Origin of the sequence: Bacillus cereus group sp. BfR-BA-01453 (genome assembly GCF_022662915.1) — a bacterium.
GTDB classification, from domain to species: Bacteria; Bacillota; Bacilli; order Bacillales; family Bacillaceae_G; genus Bacillus_A; species Bacillus_A paranthracis.
Genome location: NZ_JAKUEN010000001.1, coordinates 837,210 through 862,406, shown reverse-complemented (window position 1 = coordinate 862,406; position 25,197 = coordinate 837,210). Strand labels below are relative to the sequence as shown.

Below are 25,197 nucleotides of genomic sequence, written 5' to 3'. Positions count from 1 at the left end.
GGAATATGATGACATATGAATATATTTTAGTTCGTTATGGAGAAATGACGACTAAAGGAAAGAACCGTTCTAAATTTGTAAGCACATTAAAAGATAACGTGAAGTTCAAACTGAAAAAATTCCCAAATATTAAAATCGATGCAACGCATGATCGTATGTACATCCAATTAAATGGTGAAGATCATGAAGCGGTATCAGAAAGATTAAAAGATGTATTCGGTATTCATAAGTTTAACTTAGCGATGAAAGTACCATCAGAATTAGAAGATATTAAAAAAGGTGCATTAGCAGCTTTCTTACAAGTAAAAGGCGATGTGAAAACATTTAAAATTACTGTACACCGTTCTTATAAGCATTTCCCAATGAGAACGATGGAATTATTACCTGAGATTGGTGGACACATTCTAGAAAATACAGAAGATATTACTGTAGATGTTCATAATCCAGATGTAAATGTACGTGTAGAAATTCGCAGTGGTTATAGCTACATTATGTGCGATGAGCGTATGGGAGCTGGCGGTTTACCAGTTGGCGTTGGCGGAAAAGTAATGGTACTTCTTTCTGGCGGTATTGATAGCCCAGTAGCAGCGTACTTAACGATGAAACGCGGCGTATCTGTGGAAGCAGTTCACTTCCATAGCCCACCTTTCACAAGTGAGCGCGCAAAACAAAAAGTAATCGATTTAGCACAAGAGTTAACGAAATACTGTAAACGTGTAACACTTCACCTTGTTCCATTTACAGAAGTGCAAAAAACGATTAATAAAGAAATCCCATCTAGCTATTCAATGACAGTTATGCGCCGTATGATGATGCGTATTACAGAGCGTATCGCAGAGGAGCGTAACGCACTAGCAATCACGACTGGTGAAAGTCTTGGACAAGTAGCAAGTCAAACGTTAGATAGTATGCATACGATTAACGAAGTAACAAACTATCCAGTTATTCGTCCGCTTATTACGATGGATAAATTAGAAATTATTAAAATCGCTGAAGAAATCGGCACATATGATATTTCAATTCGTCCGTACGAAGATTGCTGTACAGTATTCACACCAGCAAGCCCAGCGACGAAGCCGAAGCGTGAAAAAGCGAATCGTTTTGAAGCGAAATACGATTTCACACCATTAATCGATGAAGCTGTAGCGAACAAAGAAACAGTGGTATTACAAACGGTAGAAGTAGTGGCGGAAGAAGAAAAATTCGAAGAACTTTTCTAAAACCATAAATTACCATATCTAAAACGTGTATGAAGTCATGTTATTTATCACACTCTATACTCACAAGGAGGTGATATAACATGTCACGTAGCACAAATAAATTAGCGGTTCCTGGTGCTGAATCAGCATTAGACCAAATGAAATACGAAATCGCTCAAGAGTTTGGTGTTCAACTTGGAGCTGATGCAACAGCTCGCGCTAACGGTTCTGTTGGTGGTGAAATCACTAAACGTCTAGTTTCACTAGCTGAGCAACAATTAGGCGGTTTCCAAAAATAATCCCATATAAGATGGCTTAGAAAGAGCGGGTTCTCCCGCTCTTTCTTTTTTGTGTTGTGGCGCCATTTGTCGGTAAATCGATATATTTAATTTTTTTGTTAATATATTCTAAGTTGTGTTCGATATATTCGACAGAACTGAAAAATTTGTCAAAAGATGAGGGTTCAAAATTAACAGAAAATTCTTTATTATATAAGGGAGGCATAAAGAAAAAGGAGGATGTTTATGAAGAGAGAGGAATTGTTGGCACCACCGTCTTATAATTTAGTTTCTGAAATAGAGAAATATACAGGTGATAAAGAGAAGCTTGCTTTAATTTGGCAAGATGATAAAGGGAATCGACGAGAAGTTACATACGCTGAGTTAATGAAAGGTGCAAATAAAATTGGAAACGCTTTTATAAAGAGTGGTCTGCAAAAAGGGGACAAGCTCCTCATTATGATGCCGCGTTTAATTGAAGCATACATGACGTATATCGCTGCGATTAAAGCAGGATTTGTCGTAATTCCGAGTTCGGAAATGTTACGCAAAAAGGATATTGAATACCGCATTGGACACGGGGAAGTAAAAGCAATCGTAAGTTATGAGCCGTACATTGGACAGTTTGATGATATAGAAGCGATGGAATCTCTTCAAAAATTCGTTCTGAGCGAGCAGTCAGTAGATGGATGGATGAATTTAAAAACAGCGTTAGAAACAGAAAGTGACACGTTAGAGATGGCAAAGACAGATAAAGAAGATATGGTCTTTTTATCGTATACGTCAGGAACGACAGGAAATCCAAAAGGTGTTGTTCATACGCATGCGTGGGCATATGCTCACTTACGTACGAGCGCTCCAAATTGGCTCGGAATTGAAGAGAATGATGTTGTATGGGCAACGGCTAGTCCAGGATGGCAAAAGTGGATTTGGAGCCCGTTTTTAGCAACTCTAGGCTCGGGGGCAACAGGGTTTGTATACCACGGTAAGTTTGAACCAAAAACGTATTTAAATTTATTAGACGATAATAAGGTGAATGTGCTTTGTTGTACGCCAACTGAGTATAGATTAATGGCAAAGGTAGAAAATTTAAGCGAGTACAATTTAGAAGCGTTACATAGCGCTGTATCCGCAGGTGAGCCATTAAATAGAGAAGTCATTGAAACGTTCCAAAAGCACTTTCATATTACAGTGAGAGACGGCTATGGGCAAACGGAAAACACATTGCTTGTTGGTGTAATGAAAGGGATGGATATTAGACCAGGATCAATGGGGAAACCGACGCCAGGCAACCACGTTGATATTGTAGATGAGGAAGGGATGCCGGTAAGGGTAGGCGAAGTTGGTGATATTGCGGTTCACATTGAAACACCAGCCCTCTTTAAACAATACTATAAAGACGATGAGCGCACAGCGATGCAATTCCGCGGTGATTATTATATTACCGGTGATAAAGCAAAGAAAGATGAAGACGGCTATTTCTGGTTTGAAGGGCGCGGTGATGATATTATTATTAGCTCTGGTTATACAATCGGGCCGTTTGAAGTAGAAGATGCGCTCGTAAAGCACCCTTACGTGAGAGAATGTGCGGTTGTCGCAAGTCCTGATGAAATTCGCGGAAGTGTCGTGAAGGCATTTATCGTATTAAGAGAGAATATAGAAAAGAACGAAGAAACATTAATTCCAATACTCCAACAACACGTCAAAGAACTTACTGCACCATATAAATACCCTCGCAAAATTGAATTTGTAGATGAACTACCAAAAACGATTTCTGGAAAAATCCGCCGTATTGAACTTAGAAAACAAGAGATGGAGATTCCGTCAAAATAAATTTGAAAACAGTGAAGGAAATAGTTGAATGAAATGGCAAACAATGATAATATAAAAACGAACACAAGTTCGATTTTATAAATTAAAAAAAGAGGTGTCCGTATGATTTTAGGTATTAATCCGTACTTAGTTTTAGATGGTAGTGGGCAAGAAGCTGTACAGTTTTATAAAGAGGCGTTAGATGCAAAAGTGGAAGTCATGCAAACTTTTGGTGATATGCCTGAAAATCCAGAATACCCGGTTCCAGCTGAAGCGAAAGAACGCGTTTTACACGCTACTTTAAAAGTTGGTAATACGGATCTTATGATTTCTGATACATTCCCAGGTCAAGGGCATGCAATTGGATCTCAAGTAACAATCGCAATTCAAATTAGTAACGCGGAAAAAGCGAAAGAAGTATTCGATAAGTTACAAGAAGGTGGCGAAGTTATTATGCCCCTTCAAGAAACGTTCTGGAGCCCAGCATACGGACAAGTGAAAGATAAATTTAATATTGAATGGCAAGTTACAACGTCTACTACTGAACAAAAGTAATTTTTGGAAAAGCACCATTTTTAATCGAAATGGTGCTTTTTTTATACGAATGAATTTCGTAGACTTAAGGAAAAAGGGGATGAGTATATGGGAGAAATTTGGTATGGCGGCACCATTTACACGATGAGAGAAGAAAACGAGAAAGTGGGTGCTGTTTACGTTGAAAATGGCAAGATTGTTGATATAGGGGAGAAACGAGCGTTAGAAGATCGATATGTTACGGAGAAGCTGCACGATTTAGAAGGCAAAACGATGATTCCAGGTCTCGTTGATAGTCATATGCATCTTATTGGGCATGGAGAGAGGTTACTTCGTCTAGATTTATCAAATTGCACATCATATAGCGAAGTGCTTACTCTCGTTCAAAAGCGCGTAGAAAAAGCACCAAAAGGTTCTTGGATTATTGGAGAAGGCTGGAATGAAAATAATTTTACAGATACAAAGCAAGTTCATGTACGTGATTTAGATGAAATCTCTAAAGAACATCCAATTTTATTAAAGCGGGTTTGTCGTCACGTTACATGGGTGAATTCATACATATTGCAAGAAGCGAACATAACAGAAATGACGCAAGACCCGAAAGGCGGGAAAATCGGCCGGGATTCATCAAATATGTTAACGGGGCTTTTATATGAACAAGGGCAAGAATTAATTAAACATGTACAACCTGAAATGGATGAAGCTTATTTACAAAGCGCTTTGCAAACAGCGATTAAAGATTGTTGGCAATATGGCCTCGTTGGTGGACATACGGAAGATTTAAATTATTACGGTGGTTTTAGAAAGACGCATAATGCGTTTTCTCATGTCATAAAGGAAATGCCATTTAAAGCACATTTACTCGTTCACCATGAAGTAGCACATGAACGAAAGGAATATGAAAATGAGCATTATATTGAATTTGGGGCGATGAAAATTTTTTCTGACGGTTCTTTTGGCGGAAGAACAGCATTATTAAGTGAACCGTATGAAGATGCGAAGGAAACGAATGGGGTTGCGATTTTCTCACGTGAAGAACTTGCGGAATTAGTGAAGAAAGCACGAGATTTACATATGCCAGTTGCGATTCATACTATCGGTGACTTATCGCTTGAATATGTCATTGATGCGCTTGAATTGTATCCGCCAGCAAAAGGATTACGCGACCGCATTATTCATTGTCAGTTAGCTCGTGAAGAGTTGATTGAAAGAATGAAAAACTTGCAAGCCATTATTGATATACAACCAGTCTTTGTTTCATCAGATTTTCCATCAGTCATTGAAAAACTAGGTGAGCACCGTCTTCGTTATGCGTATGCTTGGAAGACGTTACTGGAAGCGGGATTACACTGTAACGGGGGATCTGATGCTCCGATCGAGCAAGTAAATCCGTTTCTAGGTATATATAGCGCTGTTACACGTAGAAGTTTTATTGACGGTTTATGTTATATGCCAGAAGAAAGATTAACGGTATATGAGGCTGTTTCTTTATTTACAACAGGAAGTGCCTATGCGATTGGAAAAGAAGCGAAGCGAGGACAAATTACAAAAGGATATGAGGCAGACTTTACAATATTAGACCGCGATATTTTTGAAATAGAGGCAGAGGAAATAAAAGAAGTACAAGTAGAGATGACCGTAATAGATGGCCGAGTCGTCTATAGAAAAGATGCGTAAAAATATATCAGCGATTATTGAAATATATCGACCGTAACTCGAAATATATGAGCGATTATTAAAATATATCGACTTATCGACAAAAACTGACAAGAATATCGGCCGGATAGCGAGAGGTTGTTGCTCGCGCCAATCGGGGTAAATAAATAACCGTAGAATTATGGGCCACCATAATTCTACGGTTATTTTAATACTATAAAAACGTTCTCTGTACTTTTTCCCAGAAAGAGTTGTTTTTTAATTTAACTGTTTTAATTTGTTTATCGCTTAAGCGTACAACAGCTTTTTCCACTTGTTTAATGCTAAGCGCTTCGTTATCCATGCCGATAACAGGATAATCGTTACCGTCTGGTCTTAGTTTTAAAGTTAATGTACGTTCGTGATTTAAAATGAACGGTGAACCAAGTGTACGATATGTGTTGTTATTTAAAGATGCCAATTCACTTACTTGGAAGCAAGGGATAAGCGGATCAACAACTGCACCACGTAACGATTTATTGTAAGCTGTACTTCCTGTTGGGGTAGAAACAACTAAACCGTCACCTCTAAAAGTTTCGAAATATAAATCATCAACGTGAACATCTACAACGAACGTTTTAATAATGCTAGAACGTAATGAGAACTCATTTAAACAATGGAAAGATGTGCTACCATCTACATCTACCTCAATTGTTGGATATTTTCGCACTTCAATTTCATTTTTTGTAATTTCTTGAAGGGCTGTATCAACGTGATCAATATGGAAATCGCAGTAGAATGAAATTTCATCTTTTGTAGAAATCCCTGCGTATAAGCAATCTTCCCTAAAACCAGTTTTACGAACGGCTTGTAAGAAAGTTGCATCATCTCCAACACTGACGATAGCGTTTGCATTTTTTGGATGATCTAATATGGTGAATCCATTCTCTTCTAAAATACGATAGATTGGTTTCATTTTTTCAACGAGCTTTGCTTTGTCATCACCATAAAAGAAAAATAAATTGCGACGATCTGCCATTATGTATCCCTCCACTGCAGTTAAATTTTCTATGCTTCGTGCTACATATCATTAGAGTCCGTTCCCTGACGATATGTTCAAATAATATATTTCGATATAAATTGTCAAAATACCTTTTTATTTTTAGAAAAATTTTTATATTCAATCTTATAGGGCGCTGTTTAATGATGAATAAAGTTGTCGATAATGGGTACGGAGTGAAAGGATGATACGTATGAAGTGGCTCATAATTGGAATAATAATTCTTCTCCTTTTTATTTTGTTTATACTATTGTCGAAAATAAAGCTTAAAGTGACATTTTTATATTCAGAAATGGAAAAGCAATGTTTGCTTCAAGTGAAAATATGGATGATCCGATATACATTTGATGTGTTGGAAAGAATTGAAAAACAGCAGAAGAAAACAGGACAAAAAATCGAAAAAGCTGAAGAGGACGGCGGACTTGATAATAAAATTATGGCACAACTTGATAGTATGGGGGAACTGATAAAAAAGCTGCAAGAAGTTCATACTATCGTTAAAGATTTTCTCAAACGAGTGAAAATCAATGGTTGGAAATGGCATACGCAAATTGGAGCAGGCGACGCAGCTAGTACTGGAATTGTCACCGGATATGCATGGGGGACAAAAGGAATGGCTGCTGGAGTTGTAGGACAATATATGCATATTGTCGACGTACCAGAATTTGAAATTACTCCTGTTTTTCAAGGGAAAGGATTTGCATCAAGATGTGAGTTAACAGCATCTTTTCGTATATTCCGTACTATAAACACAGCGGTGAAATTACTCGTGTTTATGAGAAGACAAAGATCTGGTACGACAGAAAAATCTGTTCAAGCATAGGGGGGATATAGAATGGACCATCCAATTCAAGGTTTAATGACAACTGCAATGCAGCATTTAAAACAAATGACTGATGTAAATACAATTGTCGGCGATCCAATTAAAGCTGCTGATGGAAGTGTAATTCTTACCGTTTCAAAAGTTAGCTTCGGATTTGCGGCTGGTGGAAGTGAATTTGGTAAAATAGAACATTCAGGCCGCCATCCATTTGGCGGGGGAAGCGGTGGAGGAGTTTCTATTAATCCTGTTGCTTTTCTTGTTATAAATGGAGAAGGCGTAAAAGTGTTGCACTTAGATAAGCAAACACACGTCATCGATAAAATAATTGAATTAGCGCCACAAGCTGTTGATAAAGTGAAAGAAATGATGGATAAACGAAAAGAAGACGATCCTGAATTTCAAATTTAACGAATAAAGAAGCTGATCAATAGATTAGCTTCTTTAATTTTTTTGTAAATAAAGCGATTTTATTTGCATTATCGATAGGGACAAACTATCATTTACATTGTACATATTTTGTTTAAATAAGGGAGGATTTTCAAGTGGCAAACGTAACTTTTAAAGGTAACCCAATGACTTTAGTTGGAACAGAAGTTAAAGTTGGCGATCAAGCGCCAAACTTCCAAGTGTTAGCAAATGACTTATCTCCAGTAAGTTTAGAAACATATAAAGGTGAAGTGAAATTAATTAGTGTTGTACCTTCAATCGACACAGGTGTGTGTGATGCACAAACACGTCGTTTTAACCAAGATGCAGCAGGTATTGAAAACGCGAAAGTATTAACAATTAGCGTTGACTTACCATTTGCTCAAAAACGTTGGTGTGCAGCAAACGGTTTAGAAAATGTTGTTACACTTTCTGACCACCGTGACCTTTCATTCGGTGAAGCTTACGGCTTAGTAATGAAAGAGCTTCGTTTACTTGCTCGTGCAGTATTCGTAGTAGATAGCAATGACAAAGTAGTTTACGTAGAATACGTAAGCGAAGGTACAAGCCATCCAAACTATGAAGCAGCATTAGAAGCAGCAAAAGCTGCAAAATAATGTGAACGAAGATGACCTCTTTGTAAGAGGTCGTCTTCTCTCATATATTGCTATATGGAATCGATATACGAGAGAAGACGTTACATCATACATCACTAAAAAGGGAGCTCTAAAAAAGGGGTCGCTTTTTCTTTTGGGAAAAAATCAGATTATGGTATGATATAAGTTATGTGTAAAAGAGAGAAGGAGGAATGTACGTGAGTCAGACAGTAGAAACTTTATTTTCTATTTTTGATTCTTCTGCGGTAGTTTTACGTAAAGAATTAGATGTAACATATTTAGAGGCGCTTGTAGAAACAGGGGATAACTTGTTTGAAGGAGCGATTTTACAAGAGGAATTATCAGAATCAGCAATTGAAAGGCTGAATCGTGAATATAGTACGTTTAATGAAGAAACATATAAAGGTGAAGAAATTCGTAAAGCATTTCAGTTAGCCATCTTAAAAGGAATGAAGGAAGGCGTACAAGCGAATCACGAAATGACGCCTGATGCAGTTGGTATGTTCATGAGCTACTTATTCCATAAATTTATGAAGGGTCAAAATGAAATTACTGTGTTAGACCCTGCAATTGGAACAGGTAATTTGATGACGACAGTTTTCAATAGTGCTCAAGAAAACATTACGATGAGTGGATTTGGTGTAGAAGTGGACGAAGTGCTAATTAAACTTGCTTTAGTAAATGCGAATTTACAAAAGCATGCAATCGAATTCTTCCATCAAGATGGACTAGCACCGCTTTATATCGATCCAGTTGATGCAGTCGTTTCAGACTTACCGGTTGGTTACTATCCAAATGAAATCGGTGCAAGTGAATATAAGTTAAAAGCAGATGAAGGAATGTCATATGCCCACCACCTATTTATTGAACAAAGTGTGAAACATACGAAAGAAGGCGGATACTTATTCTTCCTAGTACCGAACTTCATTTTTGAAAGTGATCAAGCACCGAAATTGCATGCATTTATTAAAGAAACATGCTTTATTCAGGGGTTATTACAGCTACCTGTTTCCATGTTTAAAAACGAGAAAAATGCAAAAAGTATATTTGTTCTCCAAAAGAAAGGTCCTAGTGTAACGATGCCAAAACAGGCGTTATTAGTGGAGTTACCTAAATTCTCCAACATGAAGGCGATGGAGGACATTATGGACCAATTAAATACTTGGTTTGCAACGCATAAATAAGGCTAGGTATATGTAACAGGGCTAGTAATTCATGTAGTACAGTTTTATATGATATGTCATATTTTTAAATATATACAAGATTTAACTGAATTTTTTTGAAATCTGTAATATATTTTTTTTCTTGGTGTTACAATTTTTTCACTTGAAATATATGTCGTACGATGTTTAAATTAAAATCGTGAGTATAAAATTTGCTAATGATGAAACGTTTTCATATTTAGTAAATTTGATCAGATAAAATCGAGCGGTTTGTGGAAACATCCACACAACTACCAAGAGAAAAAGGGGCGAAAGACTAGATGTCAAAAATCATCGCGATTAACGCAGGAAGCTCTTCCTTAAAATTCCAATTATTTGAAATGCCAAGTGAAACAGTATTAACAAAAGGTTTAGTAGAACGTATCGGTTTAGAAGATAGTATCTTCACTATTACTGTAGATGGCGAAAAACAAAAAGAAATTACAAACATTCCAGATCACGCAGTAGCAGTTAATATGCTTCTTAAAAAATTAACTGAAAACGGAATCGTTAAATCTCTAGATGAGATTGGCGGTATCGGTCACCGTGTTGTTCACGGCGGCGAAAAATTTGCTGACTCTGTTCTAATTACTGATGAAGTATTAGCTGATATCGAAGAATTAAGCGATTTAGCACCACTTCACAACCCAGCAAACGTTGTTGGTATTAAAGCATTCCAAGAAGTATTACCAAACGTACCAGCAGTAGCAGTATTCGATACAGCATTCCACCAAACAATGCCGGAATCTGCATTCCTATACAGCTTACCATATGAGTACTATGAAAAATTCGGCATCCGTAAATACGGTTTCCACGGAACTTCTCATAAATATGTAACTGAGCGTGCAGCTGAGCTATTAGGTCGTCCACTTGAAAGCTTAAGCTTACTTTCTTGTCACTTAGGTAACGGTGCAAGTATCGCAGCAGTAGAAGGCGGTAAATCTATCGATACTTCTATGGGCTTCACTCCACTTGCTGGTGTAACAATGGGTACACGTTCTGGTAACATTGACCCTGCGTTAATTCCATACATCATGGAAAAAACAGGCCAAACAGTAGAAGAAGTAGTTAACGTATTAAACAAGAAGAGTGGTATGTTAGGTCTTACTGGTTACTCTAGTGACCTACGTGACATCATTGCGAAAGAAGAAGAAGGCGATCACCGTGCGAAAGTAGCACTTGATGTATTCGTAAGCCGTATCCACAAATACATCGGTTCTTACACTGCTCGTATGAAAGGTGTAGACGCAATCATCTTCACAGCTGGTGTAGGTGAAAACAGTGCGATTATTCGTGAACGCGTATTAGAAGGCCTTGAATACATGGGCGTATACTTCGATGCAAAACGCAATAACGTATTCGGTGAGGAAGCATTCATCAATTTCCCACATTCTCCAGTAAAAATTATTGTAATTCCAACTGACGAAGAAGTTATGATCGCTCGTGACGTACTACGTCTTGGAAACATTGGTTAATATATGAAAAGAAAGACGAGATCCTATAGGATTTCGTCTTTTTTCTTTTGGATATAGTTTAAAATTCCATCTGGATATAGTGCTTTTTTCTCCTGAATGAATGCTGTAATGGGAATCCACTTCGCATACGATACTGTTTGTTCATCTTGTATATTCAGTACTTCCATTCCATATAGTGACGTGTCTAATAAGCGTAAAGAATATAACTGAATGATTTCATGAGCAATTTCTCCATCAAGATGAAAGATGTTTTCTAAGCAACCTAAATAAGCAGTGATTTCCACTTCTGTATGAAGCTCTTCTTGAAATTCACGAATAACGGTATGTGCTGATTTTTCACCAAGTTCAATTGAACCGCCAAGAGGCCGGTAATATGTTTCATCGTCTGTATGATATTCTTGTACGAGAAGCCGCTCGTGATGTAAAGCAAGACCGAAAGCTTTTGCACGTGGATACATATACAATCACTCCTTATTTATCCCGCTTTAACGGGCAGTAAGACCCCCACCTCAAAATTCAGCGGAAGCAAAGAAGTTAGGTGGGGGGGGCGGGCTGTCCGTAAAAGTCCGATTGGTGAGGGCTAATAATCAGTGGGGGATGAACAAAAACCCCACTGATTAAAGTTTCACTTTATTTTGTATAAGGATGATTATAATGTATTGCGTAATAAAAGTGTCGTGTATTTAAGAATGTGGTCGAATTACGATGCCATTAAATAAGTCATTCCAAAATGCTTCATTGTACTGAAATACATCCATAATAGGACATTTTATAACGCAAATATTTTGCAATCCCCAATCTTCTTCCGTAACAGTTGGTACATCTTCAGGAATGAGTAGTAGGACAGAGAATGTATGTGTAACGATTTGAGATAAAATGTGTTCCAAGGAACGTGCTTCTTCGTATGTTCCTCCAGTTCGAATAAATAATATGGATTGTGCTGTGTCAATTGTTGTTAGAAAACGATTAATTCGGTGCTCATAATTTAACTTAATTTCTGTATAAGAAGGCCAAGAAGTTGGTGTGTTTACATCTGTTTTAAAGTCGTGGCAGGAGTCGATTTCATATAGGGTGTCACGGAGTCTTAATTTCGCACCATCATCCCAAAATGAGATGAAGGATAAGTTTTCTAACTGTAAAAAACGGTCAAATCGATTTTGTAATAATATATTCACCTTTTCTAATGATGGGCTTAGCATAAAATCAATAACGCCAAAAAATGGTGATAATTCGAATTGATATAACGCCCAAGCAGGCCAGCAGTTTTGTCCTAAACTGAATACTGCATGATATTCTTTTTTTATATCGGATAGATTCATGTGATTTATCTCATCCTTTTTGTTAATATTTTATGTTACTAAAAATGGTATGTGAATAAAGATAGATAAGCATATTTGTAAAGAATAAGCAGAAATATGTTACAATAGAAAAAAATCGAACGAGGTGGTTGTTACGATGCGATCGAAGCGAGAACAAGCCATTTTAGACAATATAAAAGAATGGGAATCGCAATTAGTTGAGCAAGAAGCGACTGATTTTCAAAAACTGTTTGATAAATGGGTACATACTACAATTGCGAAACTACCTGAGAAAAAACGAAAAGATTTCTTTACGAAAGCAGATGGATGGCTCTTTCATTTGCATGCATTGATTCAAAGTTCACAATCACAGTTAGATGCGCGTAATCGTATTTTAGGAACATCGAGATTATTTGATGAATCGATTGAGCAACTAGAGGATTTAAAAGCATTATCTATTGATCAATTAACATACATAGCAGAGCAGCAAACAGCACGCCATCGCCTATATTCATTCGTACAAGGCGGAGCAACGGGTGCTGGAGGTTTATTATTATTAACAGCTGATTTTCCGGTTATGATTGCGTTAAATGTGAAGGCTGTCCAACTTATTGCAACGTCATTTGGGCATGATGTGAACAAGCCGTATGAAATGATGCTTGCGTTAAAGGTATTTCATGCGTCATTACTACCAGGAAGACTTCAGCAATACGCATGGTACAATTTACTGCAAGAGCTAGAACAAGAAGATTCCTTCTTCTACGAAGGAGATGAAGCGGTGTTACAACCAGCTTCTACTGAAATTATTTTAAAACAAATTTTGAAAACATTTTCGATTTATGCCCTTCGTCGTAAATTATTCCAAGGTATTCCGGTAATTGGAATGGCAATCGGGTCTACAGTGAATTATCGTTTAACAAGAAACGTTACTGAATTTGCAAATAGATTTTATCAAGTGCGCCACATAGTCGAGAAGGAAAAAAGAGCATAAAAAAAGCGAGAGGCCGAAGCCTTTCGCTTTTTTAATTTGTTGCATGCTTTTTGGACAGTGGAATAGATACTGGCTGCTTTTCTTCTGCTTTTTCTGTTTTTGGATAATAAATTAAATCCAATGTTTTTGCCTGTACGGCAATTGAAAGAATAGTAAAAGCAATTTCTGTCCAATTTAAATAATATAATGAAAGCGCAAGAACAATCGCGTCAAAGACGAAGAAAATTTGCCCAATTGTAAAACGCGTTTTTTTACTTAATACAATTGTTAAAATGTCGTCTCCACCGGTTGCACCGCCAAATCGCAATATAAAACCGAGTCCAATACCAGCTAACGCACCGCCAACTACTGCAGCTATAAATAAATTGTTTGATAAATCGACCGTAAATGGAGAATAATTTTCCATAAGAGAATAAAATACTCCGAATGAAATTGAACCTAAGAATGAATAGCCAACCATTTTTCTACCTAACAATGAAGCGCATAGTAGAATAATTGGGATATCCATCATTACAGTTGAAATAGATGGTGAAATATCATAAAAATTTTGGATGAATAGTGCGATACCTACAAAGCCACCTTCTGTTAAGTGGTTTTGGAAGTGAATGTGATATAGCGCTGCTGCTAAAATAAATGAACCGATTAAAACCATAAAAACTTCTTTAATAATTTGTCGACTTTGGATGTTCCTCATCGTTATTCCTTCTTTCCGTAGTTAGTAGTCCTTTTTTGTGTTGTAAACTAACTACGAGCTCACATGTAGCTTCAGTTAGTTTACGAAAAAACTAACTACGCTATATGTCGCTGAAGAAATAACGAATAATCCTCTCGTCCATCAATTCTCCCTACTTTCGTTTTAGTTTAAGTCTTAAAACGACTAAACAAAACGTGGAGTAGGATTCTTCATTTAGCAATCCTGCTCTTCTTTGTTTTGTTTAGCTAGTAACAATTAAGCCCTAAACAAAACGCTATGTGTAAGAAGAGTCTTTTTTTTGCCAAATTATCCTTCGGGCAATCATAATTTCCCCACTCTCGTATTTTTTTCGCTAGACTAAAGTATCTGAGCTGGAAAATACGCTACGTGTATGATTCGTCAATACGATGCCACATGCTCCTTCGAGCGATCATGATATCAAAATCCCTTCCTTCAAGATTTATATTATTATATCATACTTTCAAAAAATGTATGCGGATGGAAACCGACAATAAACGGAGGAAATCTACAAAAATTGTTATTGAGGGGCATGCTTTTTTTATTGGTGTGCTTTCCCCTCAGATACATTTTGAGTGAGTCGATACCAAAGCCAAAGGTCATTAATGATGGAAGCGAGATCGGCAATTTCTGAATTCAGTTTGCAAGAAATTTCGAAGTCTTCTTCGTTATTTAAATGATGCTGTTTTGCATTAATATAATGTTCGAGTTCTTTTATACGATCAGGAATCTTTCCGCGAACTTGTTCCCATTTTAATAAAATCGCATGTTGCATTTTTTCGGGGATATCTTCCCAGTCTTCTTGTAAATGCGGAATTTCAATTCCGAGATGTTCATCGTATAAGAAATACTTTTTCATAAGTGCACCCCCGTTTTCCTGCTTATATTGTACAAAAAAACAGAAAGAAGTTCGACGAAATTGTTTGAAAAAATTTGAAAATGACTCTTGATACATTTTATAAAAGGTGTTAAAGTTTGAATTATTATAAAAGAAAATGAATATTTATTCTTTAGGGGGATGCAAAATGGAGAAGAAAAAAGTTGTATTAGCATATTCTGGAGGTCTTGATACTTCCGTTGCAATTAAATGGTTACAAGAGAAGAATTATGATATTATCGCGCTTTGTTTAGACTTAGGGGAAGGTAAAGACTTAGCATTTGTAAAAGAAAAGGCACTTTCAGTAGGTGCAATTAAATCATATATGATTGATGTTCAAGAAGAATTTGCAAATGAATATGCATTGATGGCGATGCAAGCGCACACGTTATACGAAGGGAAATACCCTCTCGTTTCAGCGTTATCACGTCCGCTTATCGCGAAGAAATTAGTAGAGGTTGCAGAACAAGAAGGAGCGACTGCAGTGGCACACGGATGTACAGGGAAAGGGAATGATCAAGTTCGTTTTGAAGTTTCTATTCAAGCGTTAAATCCTTACTTAGAAGTGATTGCGCCTGTACGTGAATGGAAATGGTCACGTGAAGAAGAAATTGCCTATGCAAAAGAAAACGATGTACCAATTCCGATTAATTTAGACAGCCCATTTTCAATCGATCAAAACTTATGGGGACGCAGTAATGAATGTGGCATTTTAGAAAATCCATGGGCAGCACCGCCAGAAGATGCATATGAGATGACATTAGCATTAGAAGATACACCGAATAAACCAGAGTTTGTAGAAATCGGCTTTGAAGCAGGCGTACCGACGACTTTAAATGGTACTGCATACTCACTCTCAGAATTAATTAAAACGTTAAATGCACTTGCTGGAAAACATGGCGTTGGACGTATCGATCACGTAGAAAATCGTCTTGTCGGTATTAAATCGCGTGAAGTATATGAATGCCCAGCAGCGATGACTTTAATTACGGCGCACAAGGAACTGGAAGATTTAACACTCGTAAAAGAAGTAGCGCATTTTAAACCGATGATTGAGCAAAAAATAACAGAACTTATTTATAACGGTTTATGGTTCTCGCCTTTAAAACAAGCGCTTAACGCTTTCTTACAAGAAACGCAAAAGAATGTAACAGGCATGGTGCGTGTGAAATTATTTAAAGGCCATGCGATTGTAGAAGGACGTAAATCTGAGTACTCTTTATACGATGAAAAATTAGCAACGTATACTGCTCAGGATGAATTTAATCATGATGCAGCAGTTGGATTCATTTCATTATTCGGTTTACCGACGAAAGTATACAGCCAAGTGAATCAAAAGAAGGTGGAAGCGTGAGCAAACTTTGGGGCGGACGTTTTACAGAAGAAGCGGAAGCATGGGTTGAAGAGTTCGGAGCATCCATCTCCTTCGATCAACAATTAGTAAATCAAGATATAAACGGAAGTATTGCACACGTAACGATGCTAGCAAAGCAAGGCATCGTTACGAAAGAAGAAGCAGAGAAAATAAAGGTAGGTCTTCAATATTTATTAGAAGAAGCGAAACAAAATAAATTGCATTTTTCTGTTGAAGCGGAAGACATTCATTTAAATATCGAAAAGATGTTAATTGAAAAAATCGGTGAAGTAGGCGGGAAACTTCATACTGGCCGAAGTCGTAACGATCAAGTAGCGACAGATATGCATTTATATTTAAAAGAAAAAGTAGAACATATTATAAAAGCTACAAAACAATTGCAAACTGTTCTTGTTCATCAAGCAGAAAATAATATTGAAACGATTATGCCTGGCTATACGCATTTGCAGCGTGCCCAGCCAATTTCATTTGCGCATCATATTCTCGCTTATTTTTGGATGTTAGAGCGTGATGTGAATCGTTATGAAGATTCGTTAAAGCGTATTAACATGTCGCCATTAGGAGCAGGAGCGTTAGCTGGGACAACATTCCCGATTGACCGAGAATATAGTGCGGAGCTTCTTGGATTTCATGGAATGTATGAAAATAGTTTAGACGCAGTAAGCGATCGTGATTTCATACTGGAGTTCCTAAGTAACTCCTCTATGCTTATGATGCACTTATCACGCTTTTGCGAAGAACTTATTTTATGGAGTAGCCAAGAGTTTCAATTTATTGAAATGAGCGATCAATATGCAACGGGAAGCAGCATTATGCCGCAAAAGAAAAATCCAGATATGGCGGAACTAATCCGTGGTAAAACAGGCAGAGTGTACGGTAATTTATTTAGTTTACTTACAGTAATGAAAGGATTACCGCTCGCTTACAATAAAGATTTGCAAGAAGATAAAGAAGGAATGTTTGATACAGTAAAAACAGTAGAAGGCTGCCTTCATATTATGGCAGGCATGCTAGAGACGATGACTGTAAACAAAGAAAAAATGGGGCAAGCTGTAACGCAAGATTTCTCTAACGCAACAGAAATTGCCGATTACTTAGCAAACAAAGGACTACCATTCCGTCAAGCTCATGAAATTGTTGGGAAGTTAGTGCTACACTGCACACAAAAAGGAATTTATTTAGTAGATGTACCACTTGAAACGTATAAAGAAATGAGCTCGTTATTTGAAGAAGATTTGTATGAAGTGCTGTCACCATATGCAGCTGTAAAGCGTCGTAACAGTGCTGGTGGGACAGGGTTTGAGCAAATTGAAAAAGCTTTGGAGAAGGCGAAGGGATTAACGAAAGAAGTTATTAAGAATTGAGTTGAAAAGTACGCCAGTCTGTTAAAATCTGGCGTACTTTCTTTTTTACTAGTATTTAAGTTATGATATAGTAAAAAATAGCAATTTAGGGGAAGTCTATGAAAAAAATAATATTTATCGTTTTACTGTTAATTAGCTTAAGTGCAAATGTTAAAGTGTTTCTCTTAGACAAATATATCTTTGTTGGTGAACAAGTAAAGCGAGAGAAAGCGATTATCGCAACGATGTGGCACTTGCAAGAAAAAGGATATAAAGAAAGTGATATTTTGTACATAAAACCGGCCTTTTATAGTAAAATCGGTTCTTACGGTATGAATGTACAGTTTAAAGATGAATCAAACGAATCATATACATATAGAGTTTCGAAAGATGCGAAAACAAATAAAGTAACTGTACACCAAGATAGCAATGAGCCAGGTGGTATGGGCGGAAAGCATCAAGAACTTAAATAGATACGAGAGACTGCTAATAGGTAATATTAGCAGTCTTTTGTATTTTTAGAGGGGGCTCGAGCATTTCATAATCATAAAATGATGTTTTTCATGTATCGATTAATCATACTTATGTCGATCTTCCGTAATTCGAATATACTCAATATCCATCAAATCTCTAAGCAATGCACCGTTACTTAGTTCAACTCCATGTTTCTCTTTAAAATGAGTACGAATCGTATCTAACATTTCGATTTCTTTCCCATTCACATCTAAAATAATGCGTTCAGAATCATCCATGTAGCATCCTCCTTTTTTCAACATATATATTTTGTCCGTTTACTTCTAAAAAATGTATGTTAATGTAATGTTAGGAAATAAGAAAGGGATGGAAAATGAGACGTATTTATTTTATAGGGTTAATTTTGTATACGTTGGTTGTAGTACATGTTGCATTCCCAAGCGTATTTTCATTTAAGGATGTAGAAACAGTACACGTTGGGATATTTATCTATATTCTATTTGTAGTAGATTGCTGTATTTCGATATGGCTTTCGAAAAGAAAACATGTACATGATAAAAAAGAAATGGAACGGAAAAAGAGAAAGCGTTCATTTTGGATAACGACGTACTGTTTATCCTTAGCGCTTACTGCTGTCTTTTTTAGTGAGCATGTTCCATTAGAAAGATTAAATATTGGCTTTGGAGCGTTCGTATTTGCATACTATTTTTTCATGCACTTTCTTCCTTATATGAAAGAAAAGCGAGGAGAAGAGGAGGATCCGCTTGTAGAAGAAGCGAGAGAACAAGAGCATAAGAGAATAGAAGAAGATATAAAGAAACTCGGGGAACAAAAATGGTATTTGAAATCTAAAATCATATATGTTCTTTGCTTTATTACGCCGCCAATTGGTTATTTGTACGTTTTATGCCTTCGTAAAAAAATGACAGAAGATGCAAGGCAATCTTATTTAACAGTAGCTACGATTATGATGGCATTGTGGTCTTTGAAGTTTCTTCCGCCTTATGTGTTAGCAATTACCGTTGTTGTTATAGCTTGTCTTGTATTTCTAGTAAAATATGTGAAATGAAAAACACCAAGCCCATCTGGACTTGGTGTTTTATTTATAAATTAAAGCTCACCTTGCTCCTCATCACCACGAACAACAAGGACATCGCATTTCGCATAGCGAATAATATGTTCAGAGACGCTACCAATTAGGAAACGCTCAACAGCATTTAAACCAGTTGCACCACACATAATTAAATCTACTTTATGGTTTGGAGCAATTTCTTTTGAGATTTTTGATTTAGGATTACCAAATTCTAATACAGTTTCAATTTTTTCAAGGCCAGCTTCAAGCGCAGTTTTTTTGTAGTCTTCTAATAAGTCTTCTGCAAATAGATTTGCACGTTCAGCAATTGCACGGCTATAAGCTTCTACTGCTGAGTATGCTTTTACATCAACGATATGAGCAATAGTTAATGTTGCATTGTTGCGTTTTGCGACTTGAATTGCTTTTTTAAAGGCTTTTTCTGCTTCTTTAGAACCATCCACCGCGATTAAAATATTTGTATATGTATTATTCATAGTAAATTCCTCCCAATCATTTTTATTACCGTTTACAACTTTATTATAAAACAAATTTTGGTAATGTGCTTGCCAGAAACGTTACAGAATTTCGAAAACTCTGTTTCAATTCATTTTAGTTGTAATTGGTGCGAGAACTTGTTACATATGAACTATAGCAATTTAAAAGGGGGCCGTTTTGTGAGACACGCGCTCATTACAGCCGGTACGAAAGGTTTAGGAAAGCAAGTAACAGAGAAGTTATTGGCTAAAGGGTATTCAGTAACAGTAACGTATCATAGCGATATAACGGCTATGAAAAAAATGAAAGAAACATATAAAAATATGGAAGAGCGTCTACAATTCGTGCAAGCGGATGTCACGAAAAAGGAAGATTTACATAAAATAGTAGAAGAAGCGATAAGCCGTTTTGGCAAAATTGATTTCTTAATTAATAATGCTGGTCCATATGTATTTGAACGAAAAAAGTTAGTCGATTATGAAGAAGATGAATGGAATGAAATGATTCAGGGTAATTTAACAGCTGTATTTCATTTGTTGAAGCTTGTCGTTCCGATTATGAGAAAACAGAACTTTGGCCGTATTATTAATTACGGATTCCAAGGGGCAGATAGTGCACCAGGATGGATTTATCGTTCAGCTTTTGCAGCAGCGAAAGTAGGACTTGTTTCATTAACGAAAACAGTTGCTTACGAAGAAGCAGAATATGGTATTACTGCAAACATGGTATGTCCTGGTGATATTATTGGTGATATGAAAGAAGCGACAATTCAAGAAGCACGTCAGTTGAAAGAACGTAACACACCAATTGGTAGATCTGGAACAGGTGAAGATATCGCAAGAACGATTGCGTTTTTATGTGAGGACGATTCCGATATGATTACCGGTACAATTATTGAAGTGACTGGTGCAGTTGATGTTATTCATAGACATCGATAGAGAAAAATAAAGTGAAGTTTCGAATAATTGGACAGTTTATCCTGTATGCAAAGAGGTGCGGATAATACTGTCCTTTCATGTAAGATTAAATCTATCGGAAAACTCGCATTATTTTTTGTCAAATATTGAGATATTATGTTAAAATATAAGAGCGTAGAAAGCGCTTTAAAAAATGATTCAGGGGTCATTTCATAACTCAAGGGGGAACTAATCATGCGTATCGGTATTCCAACAGAAATTAAAAACAATGAAAACCGCGTGGCAATGACGCCAGCGGGAGCAGTACATTTAGTACAAAATGGTCATGAAGTTTTTGTTCAAAAAGGAGCAGGTTTAGGATCTGGCTTTACAGATGAAGAATACGTACAAGCTGGTGCAAAGCTTGTTGAAACTGCTGAAGAAGCATGGAATCAAGATATGGTTATGAAGGTAAAAGAGCCAGTTGCAAGTGAATACGGCTATTTCCGTGAAGGTTTAATTTTATTCACATACTTACACTTAGCTCCAGAACCAGAATTAACGAAAGCATTAATTGATAACAAAGTCGTATCAATTGCATACGAAACAGTACAATTAGACAATCGTTCACTACCATTACTTGCACCTATGAGTGAAGTAGCAGGTCGTATGTCTGCACAAATCGGTGCACAATTCCTTGAGAAAAACAAGGGTGGTAAAGGTATTTTACTTGCAGGCGTTCCAGGGGTAAAACGCGGCAAAGTAACAATTATCGGCGGTGGTCAAGCTGGTACAAACGCAGCGAAGATCGCAGTAGGCTTAGGTGCAGATGTAACAATCATCGACTTAAGTGCAGAACGTCTTCGTCAACTAGATGACATTTTTGGTAACCAAGTAAAAACGTTAATGTCTAATCCATACAACATCGCAGAAGCTGTAAAAGAATCTGATCTTGTTATTGGTGCAGTATTAATTCCAGGTGCAAAAGCGCCAAAACTTGTAACAGAAGAAATGATTCAATCAATGGAGCCAGGTTCTGTCGTTGTAGATATCGCGATTGACCAAGGTGGTATTTTCGAAACAACTGACCGTATTACAACTCATGACAACCCAACTTACGAAAAACATGGCGTTGTTCATTATGCAGTTGCTAATATGCCAGGTGCGGTTCCACGTACATCAACTCTTGCATTAACAAACGTAACAGTACCATATGCAGTACAAATTGCGAACAAAGGCTACAAAGATGCTTGCTTAGGTAACACTGCATTACTAAAAGGTATTAACACATTAGATGGATATGTAACATTCGAAGCAGTTGCAGAAGCTCATGGCTTACAATATGCTGATGCGAAAGAGCTACTTGAAAAAGCTCCTGCTTTATCATAATAGAAATACATTTGAGACCTTCCTTTTCATAAGGAGGGTCTTTTTTATATGGGGAAATAACATGTGAATAATTCTTATTTATTGGTGTAAATCGATTTTTATTGTGATAATTTAGAATTATATAATAAAAAGAGGGGATTGGATGGGGAGTAAAAAGAGGAAGCAAAAGCAAGCTAAAAGACAAAAGTACATAAAGAAAAAACAGGAACAGAATATACCTCTTTCAAAAAAAGTAGTTCTTATGATAGAAAAAACATTTCGGTATATTTGTATGGCTCTGTATGTAATTTTGTGTATGTATTCATTTGGAGTGTTTTACAGTTTGGAGATAACTCCTAATATTATTGAGAGTATTTTAGAATTTCTCCTTGTTGCAATACAATTAGTCTTATTCTCTGTACTATTTGATACAGTATGGCCTAGTCATGAAAGTAAGAAAGATAAGAAAAGAAAAAGGAATAAAAAATCTTCATCCGCTTCAAGTTCATCAAGCGGATTTGGTGACTATAGTAGCAACGATTGTAGCAGCTCAAGTGATGGTGGAGGAGATTGCGGAGGTGGTGGAGACTAAGTTAGTTTTTCAGAAGAACGACTAATGAAAGGGTGAGACGAAAGATGGAATCTGTGAACTTAATAGAATTAACAAAAGACATTCAAGATCAACATAAAAACTTCGTCGTTTCAAATGTAAATAGTCATTGCTTACGAATCGCTGTATTTACTGGTGAATACGATTGGCACTATCATTCTAATTCGGATGAATTATTTATTGTACTAGAGGGAGAATTACTTATCGATTTTGAAGATGGAGAAACAGCGGTATTAAAGCCAAATGATTCTATTTTAATTCCGGCATGTACGATTCATAGAACGAGAGCATTAAAGAGAACGGTAAATCTTTGTTTTGAAAATATAGAGGCGGATACGATTAAAGTGGAGCAATTATGAAAAAATTATCTGTAGCCGAGTATAGAAAAATCCTTCCGATTTTAGAAAGTCATACAAAAACGACGACGTTTGCTTATGCGGTATGTGACCAAATGATAGATGGTGAGATTTTTGTCAACGAGAAGTTAACAGCAGGACTAATTCGTACAGCGAATGGCATTTATTATGTACTTGGTCATACGGATGATCAAAATTATAACGAAGATTTATTTTCGTATATAAAAACGTCTATTGAAAAAACAGAGAAGAGATTTACATTGTTTACTTCGAGTGACGAGTGGGAAATGATGATAGAAGAGCGTTTTAGTTATGTACTTCGAAACATTCCGCGAATGAAATTTCAAAGTGTAACCTTTGAAGGGAGAAAACGAGATTGTAACAAAAATACATATGAAGTGAAGCGTATTGATAGAAGAGATATAGAACGAAGCAGTGAATTTACAGAGGAGTATTACAAAGAATATTGGGGATCAAAAGAAACGTTTTTAAACGGTGGTTTTGGATTTTGTATAGAACAAGAGGGAATGATTGTAGCGGAATGTGTTTCGATATTTAGTGGGAACGGATTTGCTGAAATTGATATTGTGACGCATAAAGCATATCAAGGGAAAGGATTAGCCCAAGCTGTTGCAACACGTTTTATGGAACATTGCATGCAAAATGATATTACACCGTGCTGGGATTGTTATGTAGACAATATTTCTTCGCGAAAATTAGCTAGCAAATTAAGTTTTCATAATCCAATAGAATATAGATTATTTGTACGGAAGAAAACGGGGGAATAAAAATGAATGTGGAATTAACGAGATTTAAAGTAAAGCCTGGTAAAAGTCATCGTGTAGATGAATGGATGCAGCTTCTTAATGACAATATGAAAGAAGTACTTTTGACATTAAACGACGAAAAGATGTACGTTGAGACAATTTTCCGGGAAATAAGAGATGGAGAAGAGTACTTATATTGGTATTCTGTGCAAGGAGAAGGCGGGGCTCTTGTCGAAAATTCTCATCATGAAATTGATAAAAAGCATTTGGAATTTTGGTATGAATGTATCGATGAGGAAGTCCCCTCTGTTGATATGAAAACAGAAGTCGTTATGATTCAAGATGTTGTGAAGGATGCGATGAAATAATAGATTGGTATTTTGTAACCGTAAAATGGTCATCTTTTTGGTTGGAATATACATTATTGGAGATGCTGTAGGATGAGAATTAGTAATAAATATATCACTCTCGATGAAATAGAAGTAATAAGAGAACCTTTAAATAAATTGCATGAATATCATAATAATAAATCAAAACATTTTTCTGGTGACTATCCAAGAATGACATTTGAGGAACGTATTGAAAATTATAAACAAAATTTAAAGTACGGAGAATATAGAATTGAATTATTAGTTGAGGTAGAAACAAATAATATATTAGGATTTTGTATAGCGTATAGCAAAAGTATAAGCGGAAAGATTGAAGTTTTATTCGTTGATGAAAAATACCGAAGAAACGGATTTGGTTTGAAATTAATGAATAGTGCAGTGGAATGGTTTAAAGCGAAGAAGATAGATGAAATTGAATTAACAGTAGTGTACGGAAATGAAGCTGTATCGTTTTATGAAAAGCTGGGGTTTTATCCTCGTTCAATTATTATGGCAACTAAGTCATAACGATAGTATGGAGAGATGAGTGAGAGTTTTTGTTTCAAAAAAATAATTTATATGTTAATAAAGTATATATGAAGAGCGCATCAAAATAGATGTGCTTTTTATTATGAAAAAAATGTAGAAAAGCTGTATTTGGATATCTTTAAGTGAAAATAAAAGTAGGATATTAAGAATCTTTTAGGACAAACTATAAAGAAATAAAAAACAGAAAACCAAAAGACCTACCAATATACGGTGTAGTTGTAACAGGCAAAACAGAGGATTTACAAAGTTTACAAGGAACACCATATATTAAGGCTGCTGTTAGAGGTGTAACAGTTGAGAAATATTAATTACAGTCTATTAATGTGAATAATCAGAAAATTTATGTTATACTATGTGAAAAGGAGGTTTATATGAGGCAAATACATGGAGCAATTTATATTTACATAACAATGTTTTTCGTGGCAATATCTTATGGATTAGGGCACGTGTATTCGCATCCTATACTAACTTTTTTAAGCGGAGCATGTATGGCGTTTGCGCTTCTTGTCCACCTTTTCTCAGTTTGGATCGTGAAATTTCAATTAAATATTAGTGAAATAGAAGAAGGCACTTTCTAAGTGG

30 protein-coding genes and 1 pseudogene are annotated in these 25,197 nt (G+C 36.3%); 24 read left to right on the top strand and 7 right to left on the bottom strand.

Going from position 1 to position 25,197, the window contains the following annotated elements; genetic code table 11:
* Positions 1–5 precede the first annotated feature (5 nt).
* The 5 genes from thiI to MR070_RS04525 all read left to right on the top strand — a co-directional run bounded on the left by thiI (position 6) and on the right by MR070_RS04525 (position 5,500).
* Positions 6–1,220, top strand: coding sequence for a tRNA uracil 4-sulfurtransferase ThiI (gene thiI / locus MR070_RS04545; RefSeq protein ID WP_000989284.1), 1,215 nt, complete (start codon positions 6–8; stop codon positions 1,218–1,220).
* Between the two features lie 80 nt (positions 1,221–1,300).
* Positions 1,301–1,498, top strand: coding sequence for an alpha/beta-type small acid-soluble spore protein (locus tag MR070_RS04540; RefSeq protein WP_000091639.1), 198 nt, complete (start codon positions 1,301–1,303; stop codon positions 1,496–1,498).
* 225 nt (positions 1,499–1,723) lie between these two features.
* Entirely contained in the window at positions 1,724–3,310 is a 1,587-nt protein-coding gene (gene mbcS, locus MR070_RS04535) for an acyl-CoA synthetase MbcS (RefSeq protein WP_000817752.1), read from the top strand.
* A 102-nt stretch (positions 3,311–3,412) separates the two neighbouring features.
* Entirely contained in the window at positions 3,413–3,844 is a 432-nt protein-coding gene (locus MR070_RS04530) for a VOC family protein (protein WP_000600363.1), read from the top strand.
* Between the two features lie 87 nt (positions 3,845–3,931).
* A complete protein-coding gene (locus tag MR070_RS04525) occupies positions 3,932–5,500 on the top strand; it encodes an amidohydrolase (RefSeq protein WP_242260624.1) in 1,569 nt (522 codons plus the stop codon).
* Positions 5,501–5,693: 193 nt separating this feature from the next.
* On the opposite strand, the gene MR070_RS04520 is transcribed toward MR070_RS04525, so the two are convergent.
* Positions 5,694–6,497: an NAD kinase gene (locus tag MR070_RS04520; protein WP_000785168.1), complete on the bottom strand. Its 804-nt coding sequence runs from the start codon at positions 6,495–6,497 to the stop codon at positions 5,694–5,696.
* A gap of 205 nt (positions 6,498–6,702) precedes the next feature.
* Here MR070_RS04520 and MR070_RS04515 point away from each other — a divergent pair, with 205 nt between their 5' ends.
* The 5 genes from MR070_RS04515 (at position 6,703) to ackA (ending at position 11,061) form a co-directional block, all read left to right on the top strand.
* Entirely contained in the window at positions 6,703–7,341 is a 639-nt protein-coding gene (locus MR070_RS04515) for a DUF2953 domain-containing protein (protein ID WP_242260622.1), read from the top strand.
* A 12-nt stretch (positions 7,342–7,353) separates the two neighbouring features.
* The gene (gene ytfJ, locus MR070_RS04510) at positions 7,354–7,749 is read left to right on the top strand and encodes a GerW family sporulation protein (RefSeq protein WP_000350002.1); all 396 of its coding nucleotides are present in this window, start codon (positions 7,354–7,356) and stop codon (positions 7,747–7,749) included.
* A gap of 134 nt (positions 7,750–7,883) precedes the next feature.
* Positions 7,884–8,384: a thiol peroxidase gene (gene tpx / locus MR070_RS04505; RefSeq protein ID WP_000024530.1), complete on the top strand. Its 501-nt coding sequence runs from the start codon at positions 7,884–7,886 to the stop codon at positions 8,382–8,384.
* Between the two features lie 197 nt (positions 8,385–8,581).
* On the top strand, positions 8,582–9,568 hold the full coding sequence (locus tag MR070_RS04500) for a class I SAM-dependent methyltransferase (protein WP_000084356.1): 987 nt from the start codon (positions 8,582–8,584) through the stop codon (positions 9,566–9,568).
* A 299-nt stretch (positions 9,569–9,867) separates the two neighbouring features.
* A complete protein-coding gene (ackA, locus tag MR070_RS04495; protein ID WP_000034576.1) occupies positions 9,868–11,061 on the top strand; it encodes an acetate kinase in 1,194 nt (397 codons plus the stop codon).
* Positions 11,062–11,084: 23 nt separating this feature from the next.
* On the opposite strand, the gene MR070_RS04490 is transcribed toward ackA, so the two are convergent.
* Positions 11,085–11,519: an NUDIX hydrolase gene (locus MR070_RS04490; protein WP_000283489.1), complete on the bottom strand. Its 435-nt coding sequence runs from the start codon at positions 11,517–11,519 to the stop codon at positions 11,085–11,087.
* Between the two features lie 225 nt (positions 11,520–11,744).
* A complete protein-coding gene (locus tag MR070_RS04485; RefSeq protein ID WP_001053718.1) occupies positions 11,745–12,380 on the bottom strand; it encodes a DUF1796 family putative cysteine peptidase in 636 nt (211 codons plus the stop codon).
* A 136-nt stretch (positions 12,381–12,516) separates the two neighbouring features.
* On the opposite strand from MR070_RS04485, the gene MR070_RS04480 reads away from it, so the two are divergent.
* The gene (locus MR070_RS04480) at positions 12,517–13,350 is read left to right on the top strand and encodes an EcsC family protein (RefSeq protein ID WP_001256870.1); all 834 of its coding nucleotides are present in this window, start codon (positions 12,517–12,519) and stop codon (positions 13,348–13,350) included.
* 31 nt (positions 13,351–13,381) lie between these two features.
* Here the strand turns inward: MR070_RS04480 and MR070_RS04475 are convergent, their stop codons facing one another.
* Both MR070_RS04475 and MR070_RS04470 read right to left on the bottom strand, forming a co-directional pair.
* Positions 13,382–14,044 (bottom strand): YitT family protein, encoded by a 663-nt coding sequence (locus MR070_RS04475; protein ID WP_001244530.1) that lies wholly within the window; start codon positions 14,042–14,044, stop codon positions 13,382–13,384.
* 559 nt (positions 14,045–14,603) lie between these two features.
* On the bottom strand, positions 14,604–14,921 hold the full coding sequence (locus MR070_RS04470; RefSeq protein WP_000759815.1) for a hypothetical protein: 318 nt from the start codon (positions 14,919–14,921) through the stop codon (positions 14,604–14,606).
* A 166-nt stretch (positions 14,922–15,087) separates the two neighbouring features.
* Here MR070_RS04470 and MR070_RS04465 point away from each other — a divergent pair, with 166 nt between their 5' ends.
* The 3 genes from MR070_RS04465 to MR070_RS04455 all read left to right on the top strand — a co-directional run bounded on the left by MR070_RS04465 (position 15,088) and on the right by MR070_RS04455 (position 18,130).
* Positions 15,088–16,293 carry an argininosuccinate synthase gene (locus MR070_RS04465; RefSeq protein WP_242260619.1) on the top strand — a complete coding sequence of 402 codons (1,206 nt, stop codon included), beginning with the start codon at positions 15,088–15,090 and terminating at the stop codon, positions 16,291–16,293.
* Positions 16,290–17,678 (top strand): argininosuccinate lyase, encoded by a 1,389-nt coding sequence (gene argH, locus MR070_RS04460; RefSeq protein WP_000041285.1) that lies wholly within the window; start codon positions 16,290–16,292, stop codon positions 17,676–17,678. Before MR070_RS04465 ends, argH begins: the two co-directional genes overlap by 4 nt.
* Before the next feature lie 98 nt (positions 17,679–17,776).
* A complete protein-coding gene (locus MR070_RS04455; protein WP_000720050.1) occupies positions 17,777–18,130 on the top strand; it encodes a DUF3139 domain-containing protein in 354 nt (117 codons plus the stop codon).
* Positions 18,131–18,229: 99 nt separating this feature from the next.
* Here the strand turns inward: MR070_RS04455 and MR070_RS04450 are convergent, their stop codons facing one another.
* On the bottom strand, positions 18,230–18,409 hold the full coding sequence (locus tag MR070_RS04450) for a hypothetical protein (RefSeq protein WP_000342760.1): 180 nt from the start codon (positions 18,407–18,409) through the stop codon (positions 18,230–18,232).
* Positions 18,410–18,504: 95 nt separating this feature from the next.
* Between MR070_RS04450 and MR070_RS04445 the strand changes: the two genes are divergently transcribed.
* Positions 18,505–19,200, top strand: coding sequence for a hypothetical protein (locus tag MR070_RS04445; RefSeq protein WP_242260617.1), 696 nt, complete (start codon positions 18,505–18,507; stop codon positions 19,198–19,200).
* Positions 19,201–19,241: 41 nt separating this feature from the next.
* On the opposite strand, the gene MR070_RS04440 is transcribed toward MR070_RS04445, so the two are convergent.
* A complete protein-coding gene (locus MR070_RS04440) occupies positions 19,242–19,700 on the bottom strand; it encodes a universal stress protein (RefSeq protein WP_001066673.1) in 459 nt (152 codons plus the stop codon).
* A gap of 147 nt (positions 19,701–19,847) precedes the next feature.
* Here MR070_RS04440 and MR070_RS04435 point away from each other — a divergent pair, with 147 nt between their 5' ends.
* From MR070_RS04435 to MR070_RS04395, 9 genes and pseudogenes are all read left to right on the top strand, one after another.
* Positions 19,848–20,639, top strand: coding sequence for an SDR family oxidoreductase (locus MR070_RS04435; RefSeq protein WP_041184251.1), 792 nt, complete (start codon positions 19,848–19,850; stop codon positions 20,637–20,639).
* Positions 20,640–20,852: 213 nt separating this feature from the next.
* Positions 20,853–21,986, top strand: coding sequence for an alanine dehydrogenase (gene ald, locus MR070_RS04430; RefSeq protein ID WP_001219405.1), 1,134 nt, complete (start codon positions 20,853–20,855; stop codon positions 21,984–21,986).
* Positions 21,987–22,128: 142 nt separating this feature from the next.
* The gene (locus tag MR070_RS04425) at positions 22,129–22,557 is read left to right on the top strand and encodes a hypothetical protein (protein ID WP_000534957.1); all 429 of its coding nucleotides are present in this window, start codon (positions 22,129–22,131) and stop codon (positions 22,555–22,557) included.
* 44 nt (positions 22,558–22,601) lie between these two features.
* Positions 22,602–22,934: a cupin domain-containing protein gene (locus tag MR070_RS04420; RefSeq protein WP_044790638.1), complete on the top strand. Its 333-nt coding sequence runs from the start codon at positions 22,602–22,604 to the stop codon at positions 22,932–22,934.
* Positions 22,931–23,719 carry a GNAT family N-acetyltransferase gene (locus MR070_RS04415; RefSeq protein ID WP_242260615.1) on the top strand — a complete coding sequence of 263 codons (789 nt, stop codon included), beginning with the start codon at positions 22,931–22,933 and terminating at the stop codon, positions 23,717–23,719. Before MR070_RS04420 ends, MR070_RS04415 begins: the two co-directional genes overlap by 4 nt.
* Before the next feature lie 2 nt (positions 23,720–23,721).
* Positions 23,722–24,066, top strand: coding sequence for a DUF6176 family protein (locus tag MR070_RS04410; RefSeq protein ID WP_065222738.1), 345 nt, complete (start codon positions 23,722–23,724; stop codon positions 24,064–24,066).
* A gap of 72 nt (positions 24,067–24,138) precedes the next feature.
* A complete protein-coding gene (locus tag MR070_RS04405; protein ID WP_138321003.1) occupies positions 24,139–24,594 on the top strand; it encodes a GNAT family N-acetyltransferase in 456 nt (151 codons plus the stop codon).
* Positions 24,595–24,761: 167 nt separating this feature from the next.
* Positions 24,762–24,923, top strand: a pseudogene (locus MR070_RS04400) (anti sigma factor C-terminal domain-containing protein); the annotation flags it as partial.
* A 63-nt stretch (positions 24,924–24,986) separates the two neighbouring features.
* Positions 24,987–25,193: a hypothetical protein gene (locus tag MR070_RS04395; protein WP_001248905.1), complete on the top strand. Its 207-nt coding sequence runs from the start codon at positions 24,987–24,989 to the stop codon at positions 25,191–25,193.
* The last annotated feature ends 4 nt before the right edge of the window (positions 25,194–25,197 follow it).